We start from the raw sequence: 19,575 nt of genomic DNA, 5'->3' as shown, positions 1-19,575 counted from the left end.
GCTATCGTCGTAAACTGCGGGGGTCGAGAGCATCTCTTAAGCCATCACCGAGTAAATTGAAAGCTAGGACTGTGAGGATAATTAGCACCGCTGGCGGACAAATTAGCCAAGGTTGTAGCACTATAATAGAAGCATTGCTGGCCAGAGAAAGCATATTGCCCCAGGAGGGATCTGGTTGTTGAATTCCCAAGCCGATGAGACTTAGCACTGCTTCTGAGCCAATAAAGCTGGGAATCGACAAAGTAGCGGTAATAATGACATAAGTAGCTGTTTGCGGCAAAATATGACGGATAATGATGTAAATTGGTTTACCACCCATTGCCCGTGCGGCTTGGACAAATTCTCGCTCTTTAATAGATAGCACTTGTCCGCGAATTACCCGTGCTAAACCCGCCCAACTGATTACCGAAGTAATGACGACAATGAGCAAAAAGCGTTGGGTACTGGTTAACCCTGCAGGCAAAACTGCACCCAAGGAAACCAAAAGATAAATACTGGGGAAAGTCATTAGCACTTCTGCCACGCGCATAATTATGCTATCAGTCAAACCGCCGAAATAGCCAGAAATGCCACCCATCAGCAGACCGAGTGGGTAGGTAATGATCACGCCAAAAATGCCGATAAACATGCTGATGCGACCCCCATGCACCAAGCGGCTGAATTGGTCGCGACCTTGGTCATCAGTACCCAAGATGTTGAATTTTGCCTCGCCGGTTGTGCCAAACAAATGCCAATTTAAGGGGATACCGGGGAAGATGGTAACTTCGTCCCACTTTGGCGGTAGGGGTAAACTTAGCTCCAAAAGTCGGTATTCGGGGCCAGATACAAACAGACGTAGAGGCGAGGGCTTTTTTAAGTCTACAATAAGTTGGCGATCGCCTGTCTCTAAATTTGTGTCTCCCTGGGTCGTCGGATAAACATGCGGACCGATAAACTTCCCTTCTGGTGAATCCCAGTAGATTTGAGTTGGTGGTAGCAGTGAACCATTGGGCTGTGACGCATAAGGGTCATAAGGGGCGACGAAATCAGCAGCAATTACCGCCAAATAGAAAACTAACAGCAAAATAGCCCCAAATCGCGCCAAAGGATTTTTCTTGAGTCGTTGCCACCAATTCATAATAGTTAGAAGTTAGGAGTGAGAAGTAAGGAGTAAGGAGTTTGAGGCAGTTGTGGCAATTTTAGCAACTAATCCAAGAGATTGGCGATCAGCGGTGAACTGAACTTCCCCCCAAGGAAAAAAACTGACTGGGTACTGGATGTAAAATTGTGAGCATTGCTGCAATCATACATCAATGCATAGCAACTCCAAAGAAAGCAATCTGCTAATTCCATCTACCGAACTACCTCTATATGGCAAAAGAATCCTTGTGACAGCACCGAGAAACTATGCTGGTAGGTTGTCTGAGCAAATAATTAAAAAAGGCGGTCTACCGCTGCTGATGCCAACTATTGAAACCTGTTTGTTGTCAAACTATACTGAGTTAGATAATGCCCTCACCCAGATAGATGAATTTGACTGGATTGCCTTCACCAGCAGAAACGGTATCACAGCATTTTTTCACCGCTTGAATGTATTGGGTATTCCCACATCTGCCTTACAAAATTGTCAACTGTGCGCCATAGGAAAAGATTCCGAACTTTTATTATCTTTTTGTGGCAGAGTTGATTTGATTCCCGGAGAATCTAGCCCAGTCGGAATTGTCGCTGAACTGGCTAAATTTACCGATATTTATGCTAAAAAAATACTTATACCGACTCCCCAAGTTATAAATATACCGGAGCCTAATGTTGTACCAAATTTTATGGCTGATTTGCAAAAATTGGGTATGCAAGTAACTCGCGTACCCACTTATGCTACTCAGGGTTTAGACAAAAATATCTACACGGTGGAATTAAACTTGATTCGTCAAGGCATGATAGATGTAATTGCCTTTAGTAGCACCGCAGAAGTAGAAAGCTTTTTGACAATGGTCAACTCGCCAAGAGATTATGAGCATTCTATCATTGCTTGTTTTGGCCCTTATACCGCTGCCAATGCCCAGAAATTGGGTGTCAATGTTTCTATCTTATCAAATGACTATAGTTCATTTGCGGGATTTGCAGAGGCGATCGCCAGTAGGATGCGAAAATAGAATAACCACAGACCAAGGTAAGGGCGCAAAGCCTTGCGCCCCTACGCGGATCTATTTACAGGAAGGTGCTGTAATCGCTTATTAATCGTTTGACGTGAGATTAATTTTCACAACTTTGTGCTTTTCGGCTTCAGCTTTAGGCAGTGTTAGATTCAAGATACCATCTTTATATTCTGCACTGACTTTGGTATTATCAATCCGAGCAGGTAAAGGAATTACACGCTGGAATTTACCATAGTGAAATTCGCTCTTAAACACACCTTTTTCTTCAGTTGTAGTTTCCGATTTCCGCTCACCACTGATGGATACAGACTTTTCGGTAACTTGTACATCTAGGTCTTTAGCTTCAATTCCTGGGAGTTCTAGTTTCAGATGAACAGCATCTGATGTTTCGTGTAATTCAGCCGCAGGAACTTTGCTTAAGCCTCCTTCAACAAAGACAGATGGTAATATATCTCCGTCAAGTAGGCGATTAAGTTGATTTTGTAAGGTGCCGAAGTCTTGCCATGTGTTCAAACGTAATAGTGCCATATTTTTACCTCGTATAATGAGTTTTTTCAACTAATCAATGCAGGATTAAATCCTTGCGTTGTTCTTATAGTATTGGGAAATTAAAGTGGCGTAAAGTCGGTTTTTATCACTTCATTAATGATGATTACCGAACCTAAATATCCATTCGATATTAGTACGGTAAACTGTAATGTTTTTGGTTCGGTCAACTCGACAACAATAGTCTTGAAAATATATAATAATATATAGCCATCGTCAGAAGTTGTTTTAAAAGTTCAGCCAGGTGTAATTTTTCATTCTTCGTTGCGCTTCGCCAACGCGAACGTAGAGAAGCGTTATCCAAGAGTAGAATCTAGACTTTTGAGTTAATTGTCTCTGTGTCCTCTGCGCCTCTGCGGTTAGTTACAGCACCTTCCTGTAAATAGACCAGGTGGTAGGGGCGCAAGGTCTTGCGCCCCTACGAGGATGTGTATTTAAACATTAATACTATCCAAAAATTCAAGTAATACCTTACACCCTAATAAATTGAGGATTTACAACAATCTTCGTTTAATTTCCTGTGCCAAATCAGCCAAAACCACTTCTACTTGCTCACCTGATTTTAAATCTTTGAGCGATGACTTTTGGGCTGCAGCTTCCTCAGAACCAATAATTACACAAAATTGAATTCCTTGTTTATCAGCCAACTGGAACTGTTTACCTAATGGACGTTTATCAAAATTAGTTATAACATTAATTCCCGCCTTCCGCAGATTTTGTGACACATTTAAATAAACCGGCATCAAATCATCTTGTATATTCACCACCATTACCTGTGCAGGTGTGGCGGCTAAGGTATTGAGAATACCAGCTTTTAACAACCGACTAATTAAGCGAGTTAAGCCGATAGAAATTCCTACCCCCGGCAATTTTTCGCCTAAAAATGTCCCGACTAATTCCTCATATCTACCACCAGAGCAAATACTGCCTAAAGCTTCATGTCCTAATAAAGTTGTTTCGTAAACAGTACCCGTATAATAATCTAGACCACGAGCAATTGATAAATCAATACAAAAACGATTGTCAGCAACTCCCAGATTACGAACGCCTATAATTACCGTTTCCAATTCGCTGACGCCGAGGGTAAATTGCTCAGAATCTGGCAAATTTTCGGCAAGGTGTTTGAGTTTATCTAATACCTCGTCAACCGAACCATCAATTTTAATAAAATCAATAATTTTTTGAGTATGTTCTGCTATAATATCTTCTTTTTCTAAATGCTCTTTAACTTTAGCTTCTCCTACTTTCTCTAAAGTATCAATAATCCCAATACAGGTTTTAATTTTAGTTTCAGCAATGCCCACTGACTTAAAGAAACCTGTGAGAACTTTACGATTATTGATGCGAATTAAGAAATCCCCAATATTCACCGCCTCAAATATCTCAGTGATAATTGCCGGCATCTGAGCATCATAAAGCAAGCTGAGGTGAGTCCGAGCGACTACATCGATATCGCACTGACGAAATTGGCGAAAACGTCCATCTTTTGCTCGTTCACCACGAAACACCATATCCATTTGATAACGGGCAAAGGGAAAGGTTAATTCATTTAAATGACGGGCAATATACGCGGCTAGGGGAACTGTTTGGTCAAATTTTAACGCTCTGGCTTCTGAACCTGTTTCCCCGGCTTTATCCCTCTCTGCTTGGCGATTTGGGGGCAAAATCGGGTCAATACCATAAATAATATTGTCGCCTTGATTGCCTTTAGCTTGTAATACTTCTAACCGTTCAACGGCGGGAGTTTCGATAGGTGTAAATCCATAACTTTCAAAAACTCTACGGATGGTGTCGAGTAAATATAATTCTAGGCGTTTTTCACTGGGGAGAAATTCGGGAAACCCGCTAGGAGTAGAAAAATTTATTTTGTCACCTTTTGCCATGTTTTTATCCCATAAATTGTAGAATTTATATTTTATATTAGAATTGAAGCTTTGAGAGATTGCCTCGTTCCCAGTCAAAGTGGGCTTCCACCTCCACGAAAAACGGCAGAGCCGCTCTGAATGCATTTCCAGGTTCCACCTGGAAACGAGATTTTACAAGGCTTTCAATACTGCTCGGTTAAGCCCAAAAACCTTAAAGAGCGTAGGTTGGGTTGAGGAACGTAGCTTGCTAGCCGTAGGCTAACCCAACATTTGGGGGGCTTTGTTGGGTTACCCTGCGGGTTCTCCGAAGGAGTACGCAGAGCCTCAACCCAACCTACGATTTTCCTTAACCGAGCAGTATTGACAAGGCTTTTAGTTTAAGTTCACACCAATGAGTATTGCCGTGCGCTTACCAACTGCGTTAACTAACGTAATCGTTCTTCTTTGATGAGAGTGCGTTGGTAAATTTCATGGTTCTTAAACCAGTGCCAAGTGCGGGCGCGATGATTATTGTCAGGACTAATTATGATCATTTCATATAAATTAATGTCTGGGACTGTTTTATAAGCAAACCACAAAATCACGGTGGAATTGTCTACTTCCCAGGCTTTGCCTTTAATGCGTTCGGTATCAAACCAGAGTGCCTTATCACAATATTGTCCAGGAAATTGATGTTCTTCTTGTTTACCATCAGCCCACTTATAGCGATTGATTTGGTAATAGGAATAAGTTTCATTTTCTGGAAACTGACAGGTTAAATGCGACTCATAATTATCAATAATTTTACCTGCGGTATCAACTACAATATATGTCCCTACCCAATCTCCTTCGTGACGGGCTAATACAGGCATTTCTTCTCGGATGGTAGACATAAGACAACTCCTGGGGATAATGTTTTAGTCTTGGGAATATTGATTGTTCACTTGATATAGCATAATACCCAAAAACCAGATTTGACAATTAATCAAACCACCAAGGGTCACTGGTAGAGTTGGTTTTAATCAATAAGGCTTTTTTTCGCAGGAACCGTTTCAATGATGACGGACCCATGCGCGACCCACCAAGACCGGAGAATTTGAAGGAATTTTTCTCTCCTTCATGCATCATAGCGGTGAGACCGGCGTCATTAATACTGATGGCACCTGCATCTATTTGCTGGGCTACTTCTATTGCTAATTCTTCTGATTCAGCAAATACAGCCGCACTCAGCCCATAACTTGAATCATTTGCTAAATTAATCGCTTCTTCAATTGTAGAAAAAGGCATCACCGGCATAATAGGAGCAAAAGTTTCTTCGGTCATCACTTTCATTGAATGGTTGACCTTGGTCAAAACCGTGGGACGACACCACCAACCCCCTCCTAATTCTTCAACCTGGCCGCCACAGTGAATGACTGCACCTTGTTCTACTGCATCTAGGAGATGGTCGCTAATAATTGCAGCCTGTCTCTCGGCAATAATTGGCCCAATTTCTCCACTTTCAACTGTGGGATGAGCTAATTTTAACTGTTTGGCTTTGGCTGTCAGTAATTCCACAAATTTATCAAATATAGATTCAGCAACATAAATTCTTTCAATTGAATAACATGACTGTCCAGTGTTGACGACTGAACCCCATAAAATTGCTGATGTTGCTAATTCTAAATTGGCTGATTCTAAAACAATCGCCGGGTCTTTACCTCCTAATTCTAAAAAAGCCGGGATAAAGTTTTGCGCTGCTGCTACTGCAACTTTTTGTCCTGTCGCTACACTGCCTGTAAAGCATATCAAATCTACATTTTCAATTAAAGCAGATCCGGTTTCCCCTGCTCCCTCAACAAAATTTAATACATCACGCAAATTAGGAACTGTATTCAGTGCTGTTATGAGTGGTGCTACAAACCGGGGAGCAATTTCACTGGGTTTGACAATCACCGCACAACCCGCCAGCAACGCTGGAATGGTATCAATCGTAGATAGTAATAGGGGAAAATTCCACGGGCTAATCACCCCAACGAGGGGATAAGGAACGGTTGTTTGTAGCAGTGAGATAAAGGGAATACTAGTGTTTCGGGGAGATTCTTGCAGTAAATCTGGTGCTAACTTACACCAACGGTCAATGGTGGAGAGGAAGGAGTCAATTTCCGCTAAGGAGACTGACAATCTGCCAGTATCATTGACCAAAGCCTCTTTCAGTTGTTCGCGTCCAGACAATATGGCTTCTTTCCACAATTGTAATGCTTCTATTCTCCTTTCTATGCCAATCTGTTGCCAGCGTACTTGCGATCTGCGTAAGCGGTTACATTGCTGTGCCAACAACTTCGCTGGTGGCGGTATAATTACATAGTCATATTTTCCCGTCCTGGGGTTGCGAACTTCTATTGATTTATTCATAGGGCATAGGGCATGGGGCATTGGGCATGGGGCATTGGGCATGGGGTATGGGGCATTGGGTATTGGGCATGAGGTATTAATTATTCTCCCACTTCCCCACTCTCGCCATTTCCCCACTCTCCCTATCTCTCCATCCCTATTAAATCACGCCCAACTCTGCTAGGCGTGCAATCGTTGCTTGCTGGGTTTGGATGAAGTGTTTACGGTCTATTTCTCCTTCCAGCATAGTGTTTGGTGGATAAAATTGCGACTGGCTGTAACTTTGGGCATATAATTCAAATCGCTGGCGTGACAGTAAATTATTTAACCCTGGTCGGCGGCGATCGCGTCTTAAGGCTGCCAGGTCTATCTCTGCAAATGCTGCCATGCTTTCGCCTGCACCTGTTTTTGCTAGAACGATTTCGCGATGGTCAATGATTTTAGAACCACCATCTACAGAACCGGCGGGGATGGGGATATTTACAATGCCTGCAGTATTGGTTCTTGGGTACTTAGCGTGCTAAAATGTTAAGATATTTTTTAATAATGTTTAATAAAATAAATTATGAAACGAATAATGACTCAACTCCTAAATTTGCCTGAAGTATTAGTAGAATCAAGCCTACAAGAGGGTCAAGTCCTAATTCTATCAGTAGGTAAAAAAGCGAAAAGTGCATCGTGCCCACACTGTGGTCAAAACTCAAGACATTTACATCAAAATCAAAAATGTTTAGTGAAAGATTTACCGATGGGGGATTTTGAAGTAATACTGAATGTCAATAGACGAAGATTCAAGTGTAAAAAATGCCGAAAAACATTTAATGAAAAGCTAGATTTTCTAGGAGCAAGAAAGAGGTATACATACCGATATGCGGAATATATTATCAAACAAGTGATTAATAGTAATGTAAGTAATGTGGCAAGAAATAATGGACTAACTAATGAAGAAGTCATATCAATGCTTGAAGATGTAGCTAAAAATGTGATGCCAATAGATGTCAAAGATTTAAGAAGATTAGGAATAGATGAAATTAGTTTGGTCAAAGGACAAGGAAAATTTATTGTCGTGCTAGTAGATATAGATTCAGGTAAATTGATAGGTTTAGTAAAAGAAAGAAAACAAATTGAAATCAAAAAAACCATGAGAATGTGGGGAGAAAAAGTTTTGTCACAAATAGAAGAAGTAAGTATTGATATGACAGGCAATTATAAATCTTTAATTGAGAAGATTTGTCCAAACGCCCTTGTAACGGTAGATAGGTTCCATGTTACTAAATTAGTACATGAAGAATTAAATCGAGCTAGGATAGCAGAAAATAAAATAGCATCTGAGTTAAATGCCCCGGAAAGAAAAAAAGTATTTGAAAGTTTAAAAGGAAATAAATTTACAATTCTAAAAGCCGAGAATAAGCTCACCGAAAAGCAAAAAGATAAATTAAATAGAATTAAACAAGCTTCTCCTTTAATAGCTAGAATGCATTCATTAAAAGAAGATTTTCACAATTTATTTGAAGACAATAAAAATGTGGTAACGGGAACGCTAGAATTAATCAATTGGTTAAAAAAAGCTGAACCATATTATCAAAGAAGTGTGCAGACAATTAAACGGTGGTTTGGAGAAATAGTCGGATATTTTGAACGAAGGACTACCAGTGGAGTAGTAGAAGGAATAAATAATAAACTGAAGTTAATAAAGCGAAGTGGATTTGGATTTAGAAACTTTCGTAATTTTGAGATTAGAGCTTTACTTTCTTGGCATTATCCTATCAATTTAGCACGCTAAGTACGCAAGAGCCGAACATGTTTGCCGGAATTGTGGATATACCCAACAAAGGGATATAACATCAGCAGAAGTGATGTTGCTTTGGCATTCAAAGAATCTACAGGGGTTAGGAACTAACCTCTGTGACGTAGATGATTTTAGCTCTACTTCAGACACCAGTAAGCGCAAGCAAACTGGAAGTCTCAAGCAACTAAGTCAGAGGAAACGTCAAAAATCTCAACTTACTGATGGGGATGTAGAAACCCCATCTTCAACGAAGTAAGATGGGGTAGTTCATTCATCCTCAACAGGGAGTGGTGACTTAAATGTGCGGAATCGTTGGATATATCGGAACTCAAGCAGCGACAGAAATTTTACTGGCTGGGCTGGAAAAACTGGAGTATCGGGGGTACGATTCTGCGGGAATCGCTACCGTTTGGGAAGGTGATGTTCATTGTGTGCGGGCTAAGGGCAAATTGCATAACCTGCGTTCTAAACTGGAACTTATAGAAACCCCCGCCCGAATTGGTATAGGTCACACTCGCTGGGCGACTCACGGTAAACCAGAAGAACACAACGCCCATCCTCATATGGATACGGCGCTGCGAATTGCAGTGGTGCAAAATGGTATTATCGAAAACTATCGGGAGTTGCGAGAGGAACTCAAACAAAAAGGACATGAGTTTCGTTCCGAGACAGATACAGAGGTTATCCCCCATCTAATCGCCGAATTTCTCAAAAATCCCCCATTTCCCCATCTGGCTACCTCACCCTCTCCTTTTTTAGAGACAGTGCGCCAAGCCGTTAACAAACTACAGGGGGCGTTTGCGATCGCAGCTATTTCTGCAGACTACCCAGATGAACTGATTGTAGTCCGACAACAAGCGCCCCTGGTAATTGGTTTTGGTCAAGGAGAGTTTTTCTGCGCCTCCGACACACCGGCGATAGTAGCTTACACCCGTGCTGTGCTACCCTTGGAGAATGGCGAAATTGCCCGGCTCACACCTTTAGGCGTTGAGGTTTACAATTTTGCCGGCGACAGGTTGAAAAAACAACCCCGATTGCTGAATTTGAATCCCACGATGGTGGAAAAACAGGGATTCAAACACTTCATGCTCAAAGAAATTTACGAGCAACCAGGAGTAGTCAGAGCTAGTTTAGCAGCTTACTTTAGCAATGATGGTAATTCAACTGCATCTGAGCAGTCGCCAATTAATCTGGGCTTACCTGATGAATTTTACGCAGATTTAGCCCAAATTCAAATTGTCGCCTGTGGTACCAGTTGGCACGCTGCTTTGGTAGGCAAATATTTAATTGAACAATTAGCAGGAATTTCTACGCAAGTCCACTATGCTTCTGAGTATCGCTATGCACCGTCACCATTGACAGCGAATACGTTGACTATTGGTGTCACCCAATCGGGTGAAACGGCTGATACCCTTGCAGCTTTGACGATGGAGAAAGAACGGCGTCAAGGCAAAGAAGCCCAGTATCAAGCGCGACTATTAGGGATTACCAACCGCCCAGAAAGCAGCCTTGGTCATCTAGTACCGCATATCATTAGTACCTTAGCAGGAATTGAAATTGGCGTAGCGGCGACGAAAACCTTTGTCGCCCAACTGATGGCATTTTACGCTTTAGCGTTAGATTTAGCAGCCCGTCGTCAGACAATTTCCCCAGATAAATTAGCCGAAATTATTGCAGGGTTGCGACAGATTCCCAAGGAAATTGAAGAAACTTTGGCGAGTCAAGAAAGTTTAACCGAACACCTAGCCCATGACTTTGCAGAAACCAAAGATTTCATCTTTTTGGGAAGAGGAATTAACTTCCCCATTGCTTTAGAAGGTGCTTTGAAATTGAAAGAAATCAGCTACATTCATGCTGAAGGGTATCCCGCCGGCGAAATGAAACACGGACCCATCGCCCTATTGGATGCTAAAGTACCAGTAGTGGCGATCGCAGTTCCTGGTAGTGTTTATGAAAAAGTGATTTCTAACTCCCAAGAAGCCAAAGCCAGAGATTCCCGTTTAATTGGCGTGACTCCTGTCACCGATGGCGAAGCTGCGGAGATATTTAACGATTTGCTCCCTGTATCAACAGTAGATGAATTGCTGTCCCCTATCCTCACTGTTATACCTCTGCAATTATTGGCTTATCACATTGCAGCCCGTCGTGGTTTGGATGTCGATCAGCCAAGAAACCTAGCTAAGAGTGTAACAGTAGAATAGTTTTGTAGGCGTTGCTGAATCAGATGTGGAGGGATAATAAAGTTATACAATAAATAATAAAGTTGTATAACAAAAAAATTTGTATAATTTCTCCTGTAGGTCGATGTGTCAGCATCTACAGGAGAATTTTTGTGGCTAAAAGCAAATTTGAGGGTTATACCAATTTGAAAAAAGAATGGGACAGATAGGCTATTGACCAAGTTCTTTGAGATTGTTCATCACTTGTTGGTATAGGTCTTTGTTTTCTTGGTTTTGAAAGATATCTGCGGCTCGTTGTAGGTCTTGGATGGCTCCCGCTTTGTCTCCAGAGGCCGCGCGGGCGTTTCCTCGGTTATTGTAGGCGGGGCCAAAGTTGGGATTGAGGCGAATGGCTTGATTATAATCCGCGATCGCCCCTTGTTGATCTCCTTTGGCGGCGCGAGTATTTCCCCGGTTATTGTAGGCGATAGCATATTTGGGGTCGATGCGGATGGCTTGTTCGTAATCATTGAGGGCGCCGTTTTTGTCTCCAGTGGAAGCGCGAGCATTCCCCCGATTATTGTAAGCTTCGGCATAGTTAGGGGCTTGGATAATTGCTTGATTGTAATCTTCGATAGCCTCTTTGTTGTCTCCATTGGAGGCGCGGGCGTTTCCTCGGCTATTGTAGGCTTCGGCATCGTTGGGATTAATGCCGAGTGCTGCGTTATAATCGGCGATCGCTGCCTGTTTGTTTCCTAAATCAAAGTAGGCTAATCCCCGGTTTTTGTACGCTGCAGCATATTTTGGATCTAGGCTGATTGCTTTAGTATAGGAAGCGATCGCCGCTTGTGAGTCGCCTTGGGCTTGCTGTTTTTGTCCCTGAATATACAAATTCCCAGCTTTCGATGTTTTTGCTGAACGACGGCTAGGAGGACTGACTCCGATTTCTGTTACCAATACTTCAGTATTTTTACTACAAGAAAGACTTGTAATCGCAGTTAATCCGGTAAGCACTGCAATCACAAATGCTCTGACAAATCCTATCCATTTTGGCTCAAATAATCCCATGCTCATAAGTTGTTCTCAACCGTTATTATACCTGGATTCACTTAGTACGAAATTTAGGAATGTTTCAACTCACAATTGATTCTAATTTTTCGTAGAGGTGCAACTTCAATTGAGATGCTTCCCTCACATTATCTAGGTTTAATTAACGGTCATTTTTACAATAAAGTGTGAAGTGATAAGACGCATACTGGAGAATTTGCCGTTAGCTGTAATGAAGTATAAAATGTTCGGATTAGCCAATTGATTGATTTATTCTCCCACTTTCCATACGTAGTATTCTAGACCGCAAGCGTCTATTTTTTACGGTTTTATTATACGTTTTAAATTTTCTCTAATTACCATTTTAGCTCTTTTTGTTCAAATCTTCATCTATATTAAGTTTTCTCCGGCGACCCTCTCAACAAGCAGGGTGGTTTTATATAGGGACTGGGGACTTTGGGCGACAGGCGCCGGGTATTGGTGAATCAAAGCCATTCCCCATTCCCCGAGATTGTCGTACCACTACGTGGATCTTGCTAGGCGTAGCCTCTGTCTACGACACGCTACGCGTAAAGCCTGCGGCATAGCTTCGCTTACGCGTAGCGTCCCGTAGGGAACGTAGAGAAGTGTGGCTGGAGTTTTTTATGTGTTCTGGTCTACACGGGGAATGACCGTTACTACTCATTACTCATTACTCATTACTCATTACTCATTACTCATTACTCATTACTCATTACTCATTACTCATTACTCATTACTCATTACTCATTACTCATTACTCATTACTCATTACTCATTACTCATTACTCATTACTCATTACTCATTACTCATTACTCATTACTCATTACTCATTACTCATAACTCATTACTCATAACTCATTACTCATTACTCATTACTCATTCCTCTTCTACTTCAGCTTCTTGGGATTTGGAAGTCAGTCGCCAAGAAGTAGTGGCGTCGATATCTACAGATAATTGTTCCAGGTTTTTGCCTAAATCTTTTTGAAGTTTCTGAGTCAGTGTGACAGACAAATCTAAATCAATACCTGTAGTTTCTACTAGTCTTGCCAATTCAGCAAACTGCACTTTTACGGTTTTGCGCTCGGAACTATTAAGCTGAAAATAAGAAGTTTCAGATACATCCTGAGCCTGCATAGCTTTTTTCACCCGTTCTTGCAGATGCTCTAATTCTGAATTTAATAGCTTCCATTGCTGTTCAATTTGACTGTATCTTCTACCGAGGGCTGTTAAATCTTCCGTTGCGGGATCGGTGTTAATTTTCGATTGCAATTCTAGCAATTGTAAATGGACTTGAGCCAGATATATACAGTCAAGATAAGCATATTCTATCTGTTCTTCACTCAAAGGCCGCTGTCCCCAATCGCTGGTTTGTTCTTGTTTATCAATATTATTAAATTTACAAAGTTCTGTAGCTAAAGTCTTGAGTTGATAATTAGGTAATGGTAAGAGATAGTAGGGAATCTTTTTAGATATTTCTAAAGTGCAAGTGATATTTTTAGCTTCCTTGCCACCCAAGTATTTTAGGTCATAACTAGCGTTATGAAATACCTTCTCAATGTCAGGATTTAGCATAATTTGGTCAATAAACTCAGCTACCAAATTTGGCTGATCCAATACATCCAGAAGGCTAACGCGATCACCACTCAAATCGGTGGGATTATCTAATACCTGAATCAGTGATAGTCTGGGATGACGACTTTTATAGTCAGCTACTTCTGTATCTATCCACAAAGTTTGGGCTTTTGTATATTCAGCAACAATTCTCCGAATTTCTCTGGCGGAAGTAAGGTATGGCATAGGAAGTATCAAGGATACAAATGCAGTTTACAGCACTCTGGATTCTTCTCATTTTGATTGAAATGTGATTACTTGGGAGTGCCTTGGCTTTTTCTTTGTGATAGCACCTGCAATTTTAACAGGACTTATGCAAATAAGTCCTGTAATGATACAAATACCGTTGTGGGGATGAGGCTTATAAGCGATTAGTATCTTTTGTAACCAATTGCCAACCTTCAGCTTCGCCAATTACCTTCATTGAATCTAGTTGGAGATTTTTATAAACAGATACATGAAGTAGAAAGTAGGGTTGTCCATTGTAATGCCAATAATATTGCAGTTCACTCACCGAAGCTGGAGTAATAGTGCGATCGCTATAAAAATCCAAGGATGGACGCCTGTAGAGACAAGATGTATAAATCTTTTGAACGGCTGGATTTACCCGTAAAATCATCGTAGCGACTGGTTTAACTGGATAGGCGTCGGATAATTCCCAAACCCAGTAGTGGGATTTCATCAACAGCAGTAGTGAAATATAACTTCCCCAAAACAAAATCTTGAGAAATTGTGCATCGCCGCGCTCTGCCAAAATAGATGCTAAAGTCATAGTTAGAGCAACTACGGCGAAAATCATCTGTAATTCGGATTTCGGTTCTGTACCCCAGGTAACAATCATGCTACCAGCAGAACCTACCACAGCCAGGATTGCCAAACCAGCCACCCAAGGCCGGGGATAAGATGACAGGAAAGGCCAGTTTTCTGTTTCTGTTAACTGGGCACCCAATGCTAAAGCTAAACTAGGGTAAATCGGCAATAAGTACCACGAAAGTTTGGTACCCATCAAGGAAATTATCAGCAGATAAACACCAGTCCACACCAGTATGAGTTTTGCCCAGCTAAGGTTACGATTTTCCCAGGTGAAACGCAGACTTAGAGGTAAAAACAGTAACCAAGGCCATGTGTACATGATGATTTCTTGGAGATTGTACCAAGGTGGTCTGGAATTAGCCGCAAAAGCTGTCCGGTAGAAAGATTGATTTAAAATTCCCACCTGGATGAAAGTGTGACCATAGTGCAGCAATTGGGCACCATACCAGGCGATAGCAGGCGCAATTCCAATGAGGATTGCTGTCCACAGATAGTAACTAGTGAGTAGTCGTGGTGTATCCCAAAATAGAAATACAATGGCGATCGCACTCAGCAAGCTGCCGAAAATGCCTTGGGTTAGGCAAATCAAACCCAAACCAATGCCCACACCCAAACAGTAACGTAAATCTCGGCGCGATCGCAATACACACAACATCATCACCATCAAAAAACTTACCACGGCCCCATCCAATATCGCCAATCGCCCATGACGCACTACCGGTAGTAGTGTGAGGTAAATTAGGGCGCTATAAGTAGCAGCGGAACGTTGGCGAAATATTTCTCGCCCAATACTATACAGTAATGGTACTGAAATTGCTGTGAGGATTGCTCCTGGTAAGCGTGTTGTCCATTCATTGACACCTCCTAAGGAATAAGCCCAAGCAATTAGCCAGTGCATCAAAGGCGGTTTGTAATGATATGGTTCACCTCCCAGTTTTGGATACAGCCAACCCATTGAATCCGCTGGCGCACGCCAAATTTCACGGGCTACTTGCGCTACAGTACCCTCATCCCAATCTCGCAGCGCTGATCCCCCAAGATTTACGCTAAACAGCAACACTGCAGCCACAAGCAGCACTATCAGCCATACCCCATCAATCCATTTCTGGGCCGCACGATGCTGTTTTCCTAGATGACCCCAAACAAAGCTTCTTTCTTGCATATTCTGTGATGATCATTTTGCTTGCTGGTTTGATTGCATAGAGACTAAACCCAATCTCTAATGTTGTCACCCAGTAACAACATGTTTAGTTAGCAATTGGTAGATTCAAAATTAACTCAATTTTTTCTAATTAGTAATTTATTTGAGAAATTACCCTGATGTTTTTACCAGAATTTATCAATAATATCCCTGCTTAATAAGATACAAATAATACATATATATCCTCATTTTTTGTCTCTTATATGCTCTGGCAGTGAATCTCTCTTTTATCTTTAATGTCACAATATATTTAACCTCTGTTTATAGATTTTTTAGTTTGTTACCATCAGAAATTCAGTGGATAATTTAAGGCAGAAAGAACTAACCGCATTAGACGTAGATGGTTGTAGAAGTTTTTACCGTCAAGGTGGATAACCCTATAATCATCATCCTTTGAGACAATTAATTGCCATCTTTTTGGCTAGTGAGGTATCACTATACTACTTTTAGCAGTAACAAAAATAGTGGGGTTTCATACATTATGTCTGCAACTTTTATTACTACTCTCTGTCGGAAATTATAAATATTAATTCTGGTGCAAAAGTTAACCAAGTACCAAGATAAAATTACATAATTAACGATTATTTAATACCTACTTTTACTCTTTTATATTATTTTTTACCTTTGGGATCTCTGCGCCTCTGCGCTTTAGCGGAACAAATCCAAAATCCAAAATCAAAAATCCTTGAGCAAGGTACCCTTGTGTTCGGGGTTAATCCAAAATTGGTTGACCTTGGTTAAAAAATAAAAATAACTTGCAAGTCCCACTGCTTATCCTGGCGAATAATCTCAATTTGGCGTATAAATTCGCGAAAATAAAATCGCCTCTCCGCTTCCGACAAGTCTAACCAAAATTGCGGAATCGAAACAGCTTGGGCTACAGAACGCAAGTTTACTGGTGGGAGAGTCGCTAGTTTGGCTTGAAGGGCAGAAATTTCTGTGCGGAGTTTGTATGCTCTTAACTTGGCTGTTTCCTGATCTAAAACGCCAGTTTCTACTAAAGCGGGTAACTGAGTTAATATATCTTGCTGACGGGCGATCGCCTCCCCTAAACTATTTTTGATCGCATCCAACTGGGGAAAATTCAGCCCCGCTACTGCCAAGGGTAAATCACGACAAACTGTGGTAATTGTCTGTTGTAAAACCTCTTCGTAGGCTATGGCGCGACATTTCTGGCTCTGGTGACAGCTAATAGGACGTAAATAAAGATACTCTTTGTTTTGCCGATGTTGGGTAACACGGCTAACAGTCATATGTGACTGACATTGACCACAAACAACCAATCCCGCTAGCGAACGCGGCGCACTAGCAGTCCGAGATGGTAAACGACTATTACGGCGTAACAGTCGGTCAATTTGGGCTGCTTCTTCCTGGGAAATTATGGGAGTGTGGGTATTGGATATAATTTCCCCATTATTATAAGCAATATTACCCCGATAAACTGGATTAGTCAACCAACGTCGTCCCGTGGTGACAGAAATTTTCTTACCATATTTTTTTGCCAAATAACGCACAGCGCCCCGCAGGGAACCATAAAGCAAGAAATTTTCAAAAAAATCTTTCACTACTGGGGATGTACTGCGGTCTATTATATATTTTTCTTTACCTCTGCGGTAGCCATAGGGCGGTTTACCGGGTGGGGGGGCGATATCCAGACGCTTGCGGGCGTGTCCTTGGCGGATGCGGCGACTACGCTGCTGACGTTGGATTTCTTGGAGCAATTTCAGCAACTCGGCGCGGAGATTGCCATTTTCTGAAGTGTATGGTTGTTCAGTAGCAATTATCACCACACCTATCGCTTCTAATTCATTCAGGCGATCGCTCACTTCCTTGACAGTATCACCCAATTCTTCCAAGCGGCGGATGAGCAGATAAACTACTGGTTCAGATTTGCAATCAGTGAATAATTGTTGTAACTGCGATCGCTGTCCCAAATCATGATAGACGCCATCGACCTCCCATCCCCAATTATTGGGATCAACAGAAGATTCTAGTAAAGGATCACTGTAAGCGTAGGCGAAGATTTTCATTTGTCACCCTGGGGGATCTTGCTATGTAGGGGAAGATCGTAACTTTAAGGTTTGGGCGTATGTACAGTGATGCCTACGGCGGTTCGCGGAGCGACCATCGCGCTCTGCAGAAAAACAAAAGAGGCCACTTCCAGTTTATGCCCAAACTTCCTTGGCGCTTGCTATATAACCAAAGAATCTTCACTAATTCTTATTAAATATATTCATTTAAGTATATATAATCATTGGTATTGATTAAATAATTTTCTTCTTAATACGAGGTGAAAATCAGGGTAATGTTAATGGGTTTATATCGAAAATTATCCATAATATAGATAGTAATGTTTCCAATTACACAACATTATATCTCTGTTTGGCATCCAATAAAAAATTTAATTATCCATACAATTTTCATCAAAGCACCTTGATGTTTACATAGTTCGTATTCTGCTAGTAGATGACCAAAAATAAAGATACTGGCTCTCTCTATTAGATACACATTTGGATTTAGAGGTAATCGCAACAACTCAAAAAGGCAAGAGTGCGATTGAGCAACTAGCAAATTTACAGCCGGATATCGTCCTCATGCTTCGGCTCAAAACGGTTCTTGCGTACTTAGCGTGCTAAATATGTTGAAAAATAAGCTTGAACTCCTTGCTGGGATAAGATGACAGCCATTATTTACTGCCTTTTAGGTCTGATGATTAAAATTTTGGCTATAAGCGCCTGTAAGCCTTGATTTTAAAACAAAGTTATCGACTGTAATTAAAAATTTAGCACGTTAAGTACGCAAGAACCAAGACTCTCTGTATTATTGACCACTGAAGGGACTTATCCCTACCATAAGGGAGGCGTAAGTACATGGTGTGATGTCCTCACCAATCAACTTCCAGAGCTTGATTTTCATCTGTTTGCGATCGCCGCTAATCCTTACCTAGAGCTAAGGTATAAATTACCAGATAATGTCAAGCAACTGATTAAAGTGCCTTTGTGGGGAACAGAAGACCCTGTAGAATACTCTTGGCGGTTCCCATTTTCTCAAGCCTTCAAAAGCAAATTACAAACAACAGAAAGGGTAATTGCTACTAAGTTTATCCCTCTATTTGAGCGGTTTTTAACAGCAGTCTTATTTGCCGAAGAAGATATCGAGCAATTGGGCTACATCATGCTGGCAATTTACAAATACTTTCAGCGTTATGACTATCACAAAACAATGGAGGGGAAACTGATATGGTCAAGTTTCAAACGTTTAACTGCTACTCATTGGCATCCGTTACTCCATTCTACTGCAATCAAACTCATAGAACAGACGGAAGCCATGCGCTTACTTTATCGGTTTCTTATTCCGATTCATATCCCTGTTCCTAAAACCGATATCACCCATTCCTCAGCCGCTGCTTTTTGTGGCTTACCCTGTATCATTGCCAAGTTAGAGCGAGGTACTCCTTATCTTCTGACTGAGCATGGTATCAATATTCGAGAGCAATATTTAAATTTAAATCGCAGTATCTCTTCCCTATTTGTGCGTCAATTCTTGTATCGATTAATGGGGACAATAGTAAAACTCAACTATCACTATGCCGATCAAATTTCTCCAGTTTGTGAATATAATGCTCGTTGGGAACGTTGGTGGGGTATCCCTGACCACAAAATCAAGGTGATTTACAACGGGGCTGATCCAAACATCTATCATCCCACCCCTCCTGTACCTAAAGAACGTCCTCAAGTCATGAACATGGGCTTGATTTTTCCTCTTAAAGGTCAGCTAGATTTAATAGCCGCAGCTGCTATCGTGCGTGACCGAGTTATCCACGCCGAGCAAGCCCCTAAATTCTATTTATGGGGGCTAGGGCGTGTTTTCAAACTATAACCATAACAAAATGGAGGCGATCGTAATCATAGCTGTATAATTGGCTGCAAGTTTTTCATATCGGGTGGCGATACGGCGAAATTGTTTGAGTCTGTTGATAGCGCGTTCGACAACGTTGCGTTGACGGTAGATTTCACGGTTAAAAGGGCCACGTCG

At 41.5% G+C, this 19,575-nt stretch carries 16 protein-coding genes and 1 pseudogene (1 of these 17 only partly in view); 6 read left to right on the top strand and 11 right to left on the bottom strand.

The window, feature by feature from the left end; translation table 11 throughout:
• Window position 1 precedes the first annotated feature (1 nt).
• A complete protein-coding gene (locus HEQ19_09600) occupies window positions 2–1,117 on the bottom strand; it encodes an ABC transporter permease (protein WYL99739.1) in 1,116 nt (371 codons plus the stop codon).
• A gap of 175 nt (window positions 1,118–1,292) precedes the next feature.
• Here HEQ19_09600 and HEQ19_09595 point away from each other — a divergent pair, with 175 nt between their 5' ends.
• Complete coding sequence (locus tag HEQ19_09595) at window positions 1,293–2,132, top strand: uroporphyrinogen-III synthase (protein WYL99738.1); 840 nt, start codon at window positions 1,293–1,295, stop codon at window positions 2,130–2,132.
• 81 nt (window positions 2,133–2,213) lie between these two features.
• Here the strand turns inward: HEQ19_09595 and HEQ19_09590 are convergent, their stop codons facing one another.
• The 5 genes and pseudogenes from HEQ19_09590 to HEQ19_09570 form a co-directional block, all read right to left on the bottom strand.
• Window positions 2,214–2,663 carry an Hsp20/alpha crystallin family protein gene (locus HEQ19_09590; protein WYL99737.1) on the bottom strand — a complete coding sequence of 150 codons (450 nt, stop codon included), beginning with the start codon at window positions 2,661–2,663 and terminating at the stop codon, window positions 2,214–2,216.
• Between the two features lie 512 nt (window positions 2,664–3,175).
• A complete protein-coding gene (gene hisS, locus HEQ19_09585) occupies window positions 3,176–4,564 on the bottom strand; it encodes a histidine--tRNA ligase (GenBank protein ID WYL99736.1) in 1,389 nt (462 codons plus the stop codon).
• 407 nt (window positions 4,565–4,971) lie between these two features.
• Complete coding sequence (locus HEQ19_09580; GenBank protein ID WYL99735.1) at window positions 4,972–5,418, bottom strand: DUF3598 family protein; 447 nt, start codon at window positions 5,416–5,418, stop codon at window positions 4,972–4,974.
• 88 nt (window positions 5,419–5,506) lie between these two features.
• The gene (locus HEQ19_09575) at window positions 5,507–6,919 is read right to left on the bottom strand and encodes an aldehyde dehydrogenase family protein (protein WYL99734.1); all 1,413 of its coding nucleotides are present in this window, start codon (window positions 6,917–6,919) and stop codon (window positions 5,507–5,509) included.
• 139 nt (window positions 6,920–7,058) lie between these two features.
• A pseudogene (locus HEQ19_09570) lies at window positions 7,059–7,397 on the bottom strand (nitrilase).
• Window positions 7,398–7,475: 78 nt separating this feature from the next.
• On the opposite strand from HEQ19_09570, the gene HEQ19_09565 reads away from it, so the two are divergent.
• From HEQ19_09565 to glmS, 3 genes are all read left to right on the top strand, one after another.
• Complete coding sequence (locus tag HEQ19_09565) at window positions 7,476–8,681, top strand: ISL3 family transposase (GenBank protein WYL99733.1); 1,206 nt, start codon at window positions 7,476–7,478, stop codon at window positions 8,679–8,681.
• Between the two features lie 73 nt (window positions 8,682–8,754).
• Window positions 8,755–8,943: a hypothetical protein gene (locus tag HEQ19_09560; protein ID WZI67158.1), complete on the top strand. Its 189-nt coding sequence runs from the start codon at window positions 8,755–8,757 to the stop codon at window positions 8,941–8,943.
• Window positions 8,944–8,986: 43 nt separating this feature from the next.
• On the top strand, window positions 8,987–10,888 hold the full coding sequence (gene glmS, locus HEQ19_09555) for a glutamine--fructose-6-phosphate transaminase (isomerizing) (GenBank protein ID WYL99732.1): 1,902 nt from the start codon (window positions 8,987–8,989) through the stop codon (window positions 10,886–10,888).
• Window positions 10,889–11,077: 189 nt separating this feature from the next.
• On the opposite strand, the gene HEQ19_09550 is transcribed toward glmS, so the two are convergent.
• Window positions 11,078–11,920: a tetratricopeptide repeat protein gene (locus tag HEQ19_09550; protein WYL99731.1), complete on the bottom strand. Its 843-nt coding sequence runs from the start codon at window positions 11,918–11,920 to the stop codon at window positions 11,078–11,080.
• Window positions 11,921–12,539: 619 nt separating this feature from the next.
• Between HEQ19_09550 and HEQ19_09545 the strand changes: the two genes are divergently transcribed.
• Window positions 12,540–12,755, top strand: coding sequence for a hypothetical protein (locus HEQ19_09545; GenBank protein ID WYL99730.1), 216 nt, complete (start codon window positions 12,540–12,542; stop codon window positions 12,753–12,755).
• Window positions 12,756–12,791: 36 nt separating this feature from the next.
• Here the strand turns inward: HEQ19_09545 and HEQ19_09540 are convergent, their stop codons facing one another.
• The 3 genes from HEQ19_09540 to HEQ19_09530 all read right to left on the bottom strand — a co-directional run bounded on the left by HEQ19_09540 (window position 12,792) and on the right by HEQ19_09530 (window position 17,570).
• A complete protein-coding gene (locus HEQ19_09540; protein WYL99729.1) occupies window positions 12,792–13,712 on the bottom strand; it encodes a ribonuclease D in 921 nt (306 codons plus the stop codon).
• Window positions 13,713–13,887: 175 nt separating this feature from the next.
• Entirely contained in the window at window positions 13,888–15,501 is a 1,614-nt protein-coding gene (locus HEQ19_09535) for a glycosyltransferase family 39 protein (protein ID WYL99728.1), read from the bottom strand.
• Between the two features lie 776 nt (window positions 15,502–16,277).
• Window positions 16,278–17,570 carry a recombinase family protein gene (locus tag HEQ19_09530; GenBank protein ID WYL99727.1) on the bottom strand — a complete coding sequence of 431 codons (1,293 nt, stop codon included), beginning with the start codon at window positions 17,568–17,570 and terminating at the stop codon, window positions 16,278–16,280.
• Window positions 17,571–18,363: 793 nt separating this feature from the next.
• Between HEQ19_09530 and HEQ19_09525 the strand changes: the two genes are divergently transcribed.
• On the top strand, window positions 18,364–19,419 hold the full coding sequence (locus HEQ19_09525) for a DUF3492 domain-containing protein (GenBank protein ID WYL99726.1): 1,056 nt from the start codon (window positions 18,364–18,366) through the stop codon (window positions 19,417–19,419).
• On the opposite strand, the gene HEQ19_09520 is transcribed toward HEQ19_09525, so the two are convergent.
• Window positions 19,414–19,575, bottom strand: partial view of an IS5 family transposase gene (locus tag HEQ19_09520; GenBank protein WYL99725.1) — the 3' end only. It continues 279 nt past the right edge of the window; 162 of the gene's 441 nt are visible here — the last part of the coding sequence; its start codon lies off the right edge, out of view; the stop codon is at window positions 19,414–19,416. The genes HEQ19_09525 and HEQ19_09520 overlap by 6 nt on opposite strands.

It is taken from the genome of Gloeotrichia echinulata CP02 (genome assembly GCA_038087035.1).
In the GTDB taxonomy this organism is placed as follows: domain Bacteria; phylum Cyanobacteriota; class Cyanobacteriia; order Cyanobacteriales; family Nostocaceae; genus Gloeotrichia; species Gloeotrichia echinulata.
The sequence above is the reverse complement of the archived record's forward strand: the minus strand, read 5'-3'. Positions and strand labels throughout refer to the sequence as shown.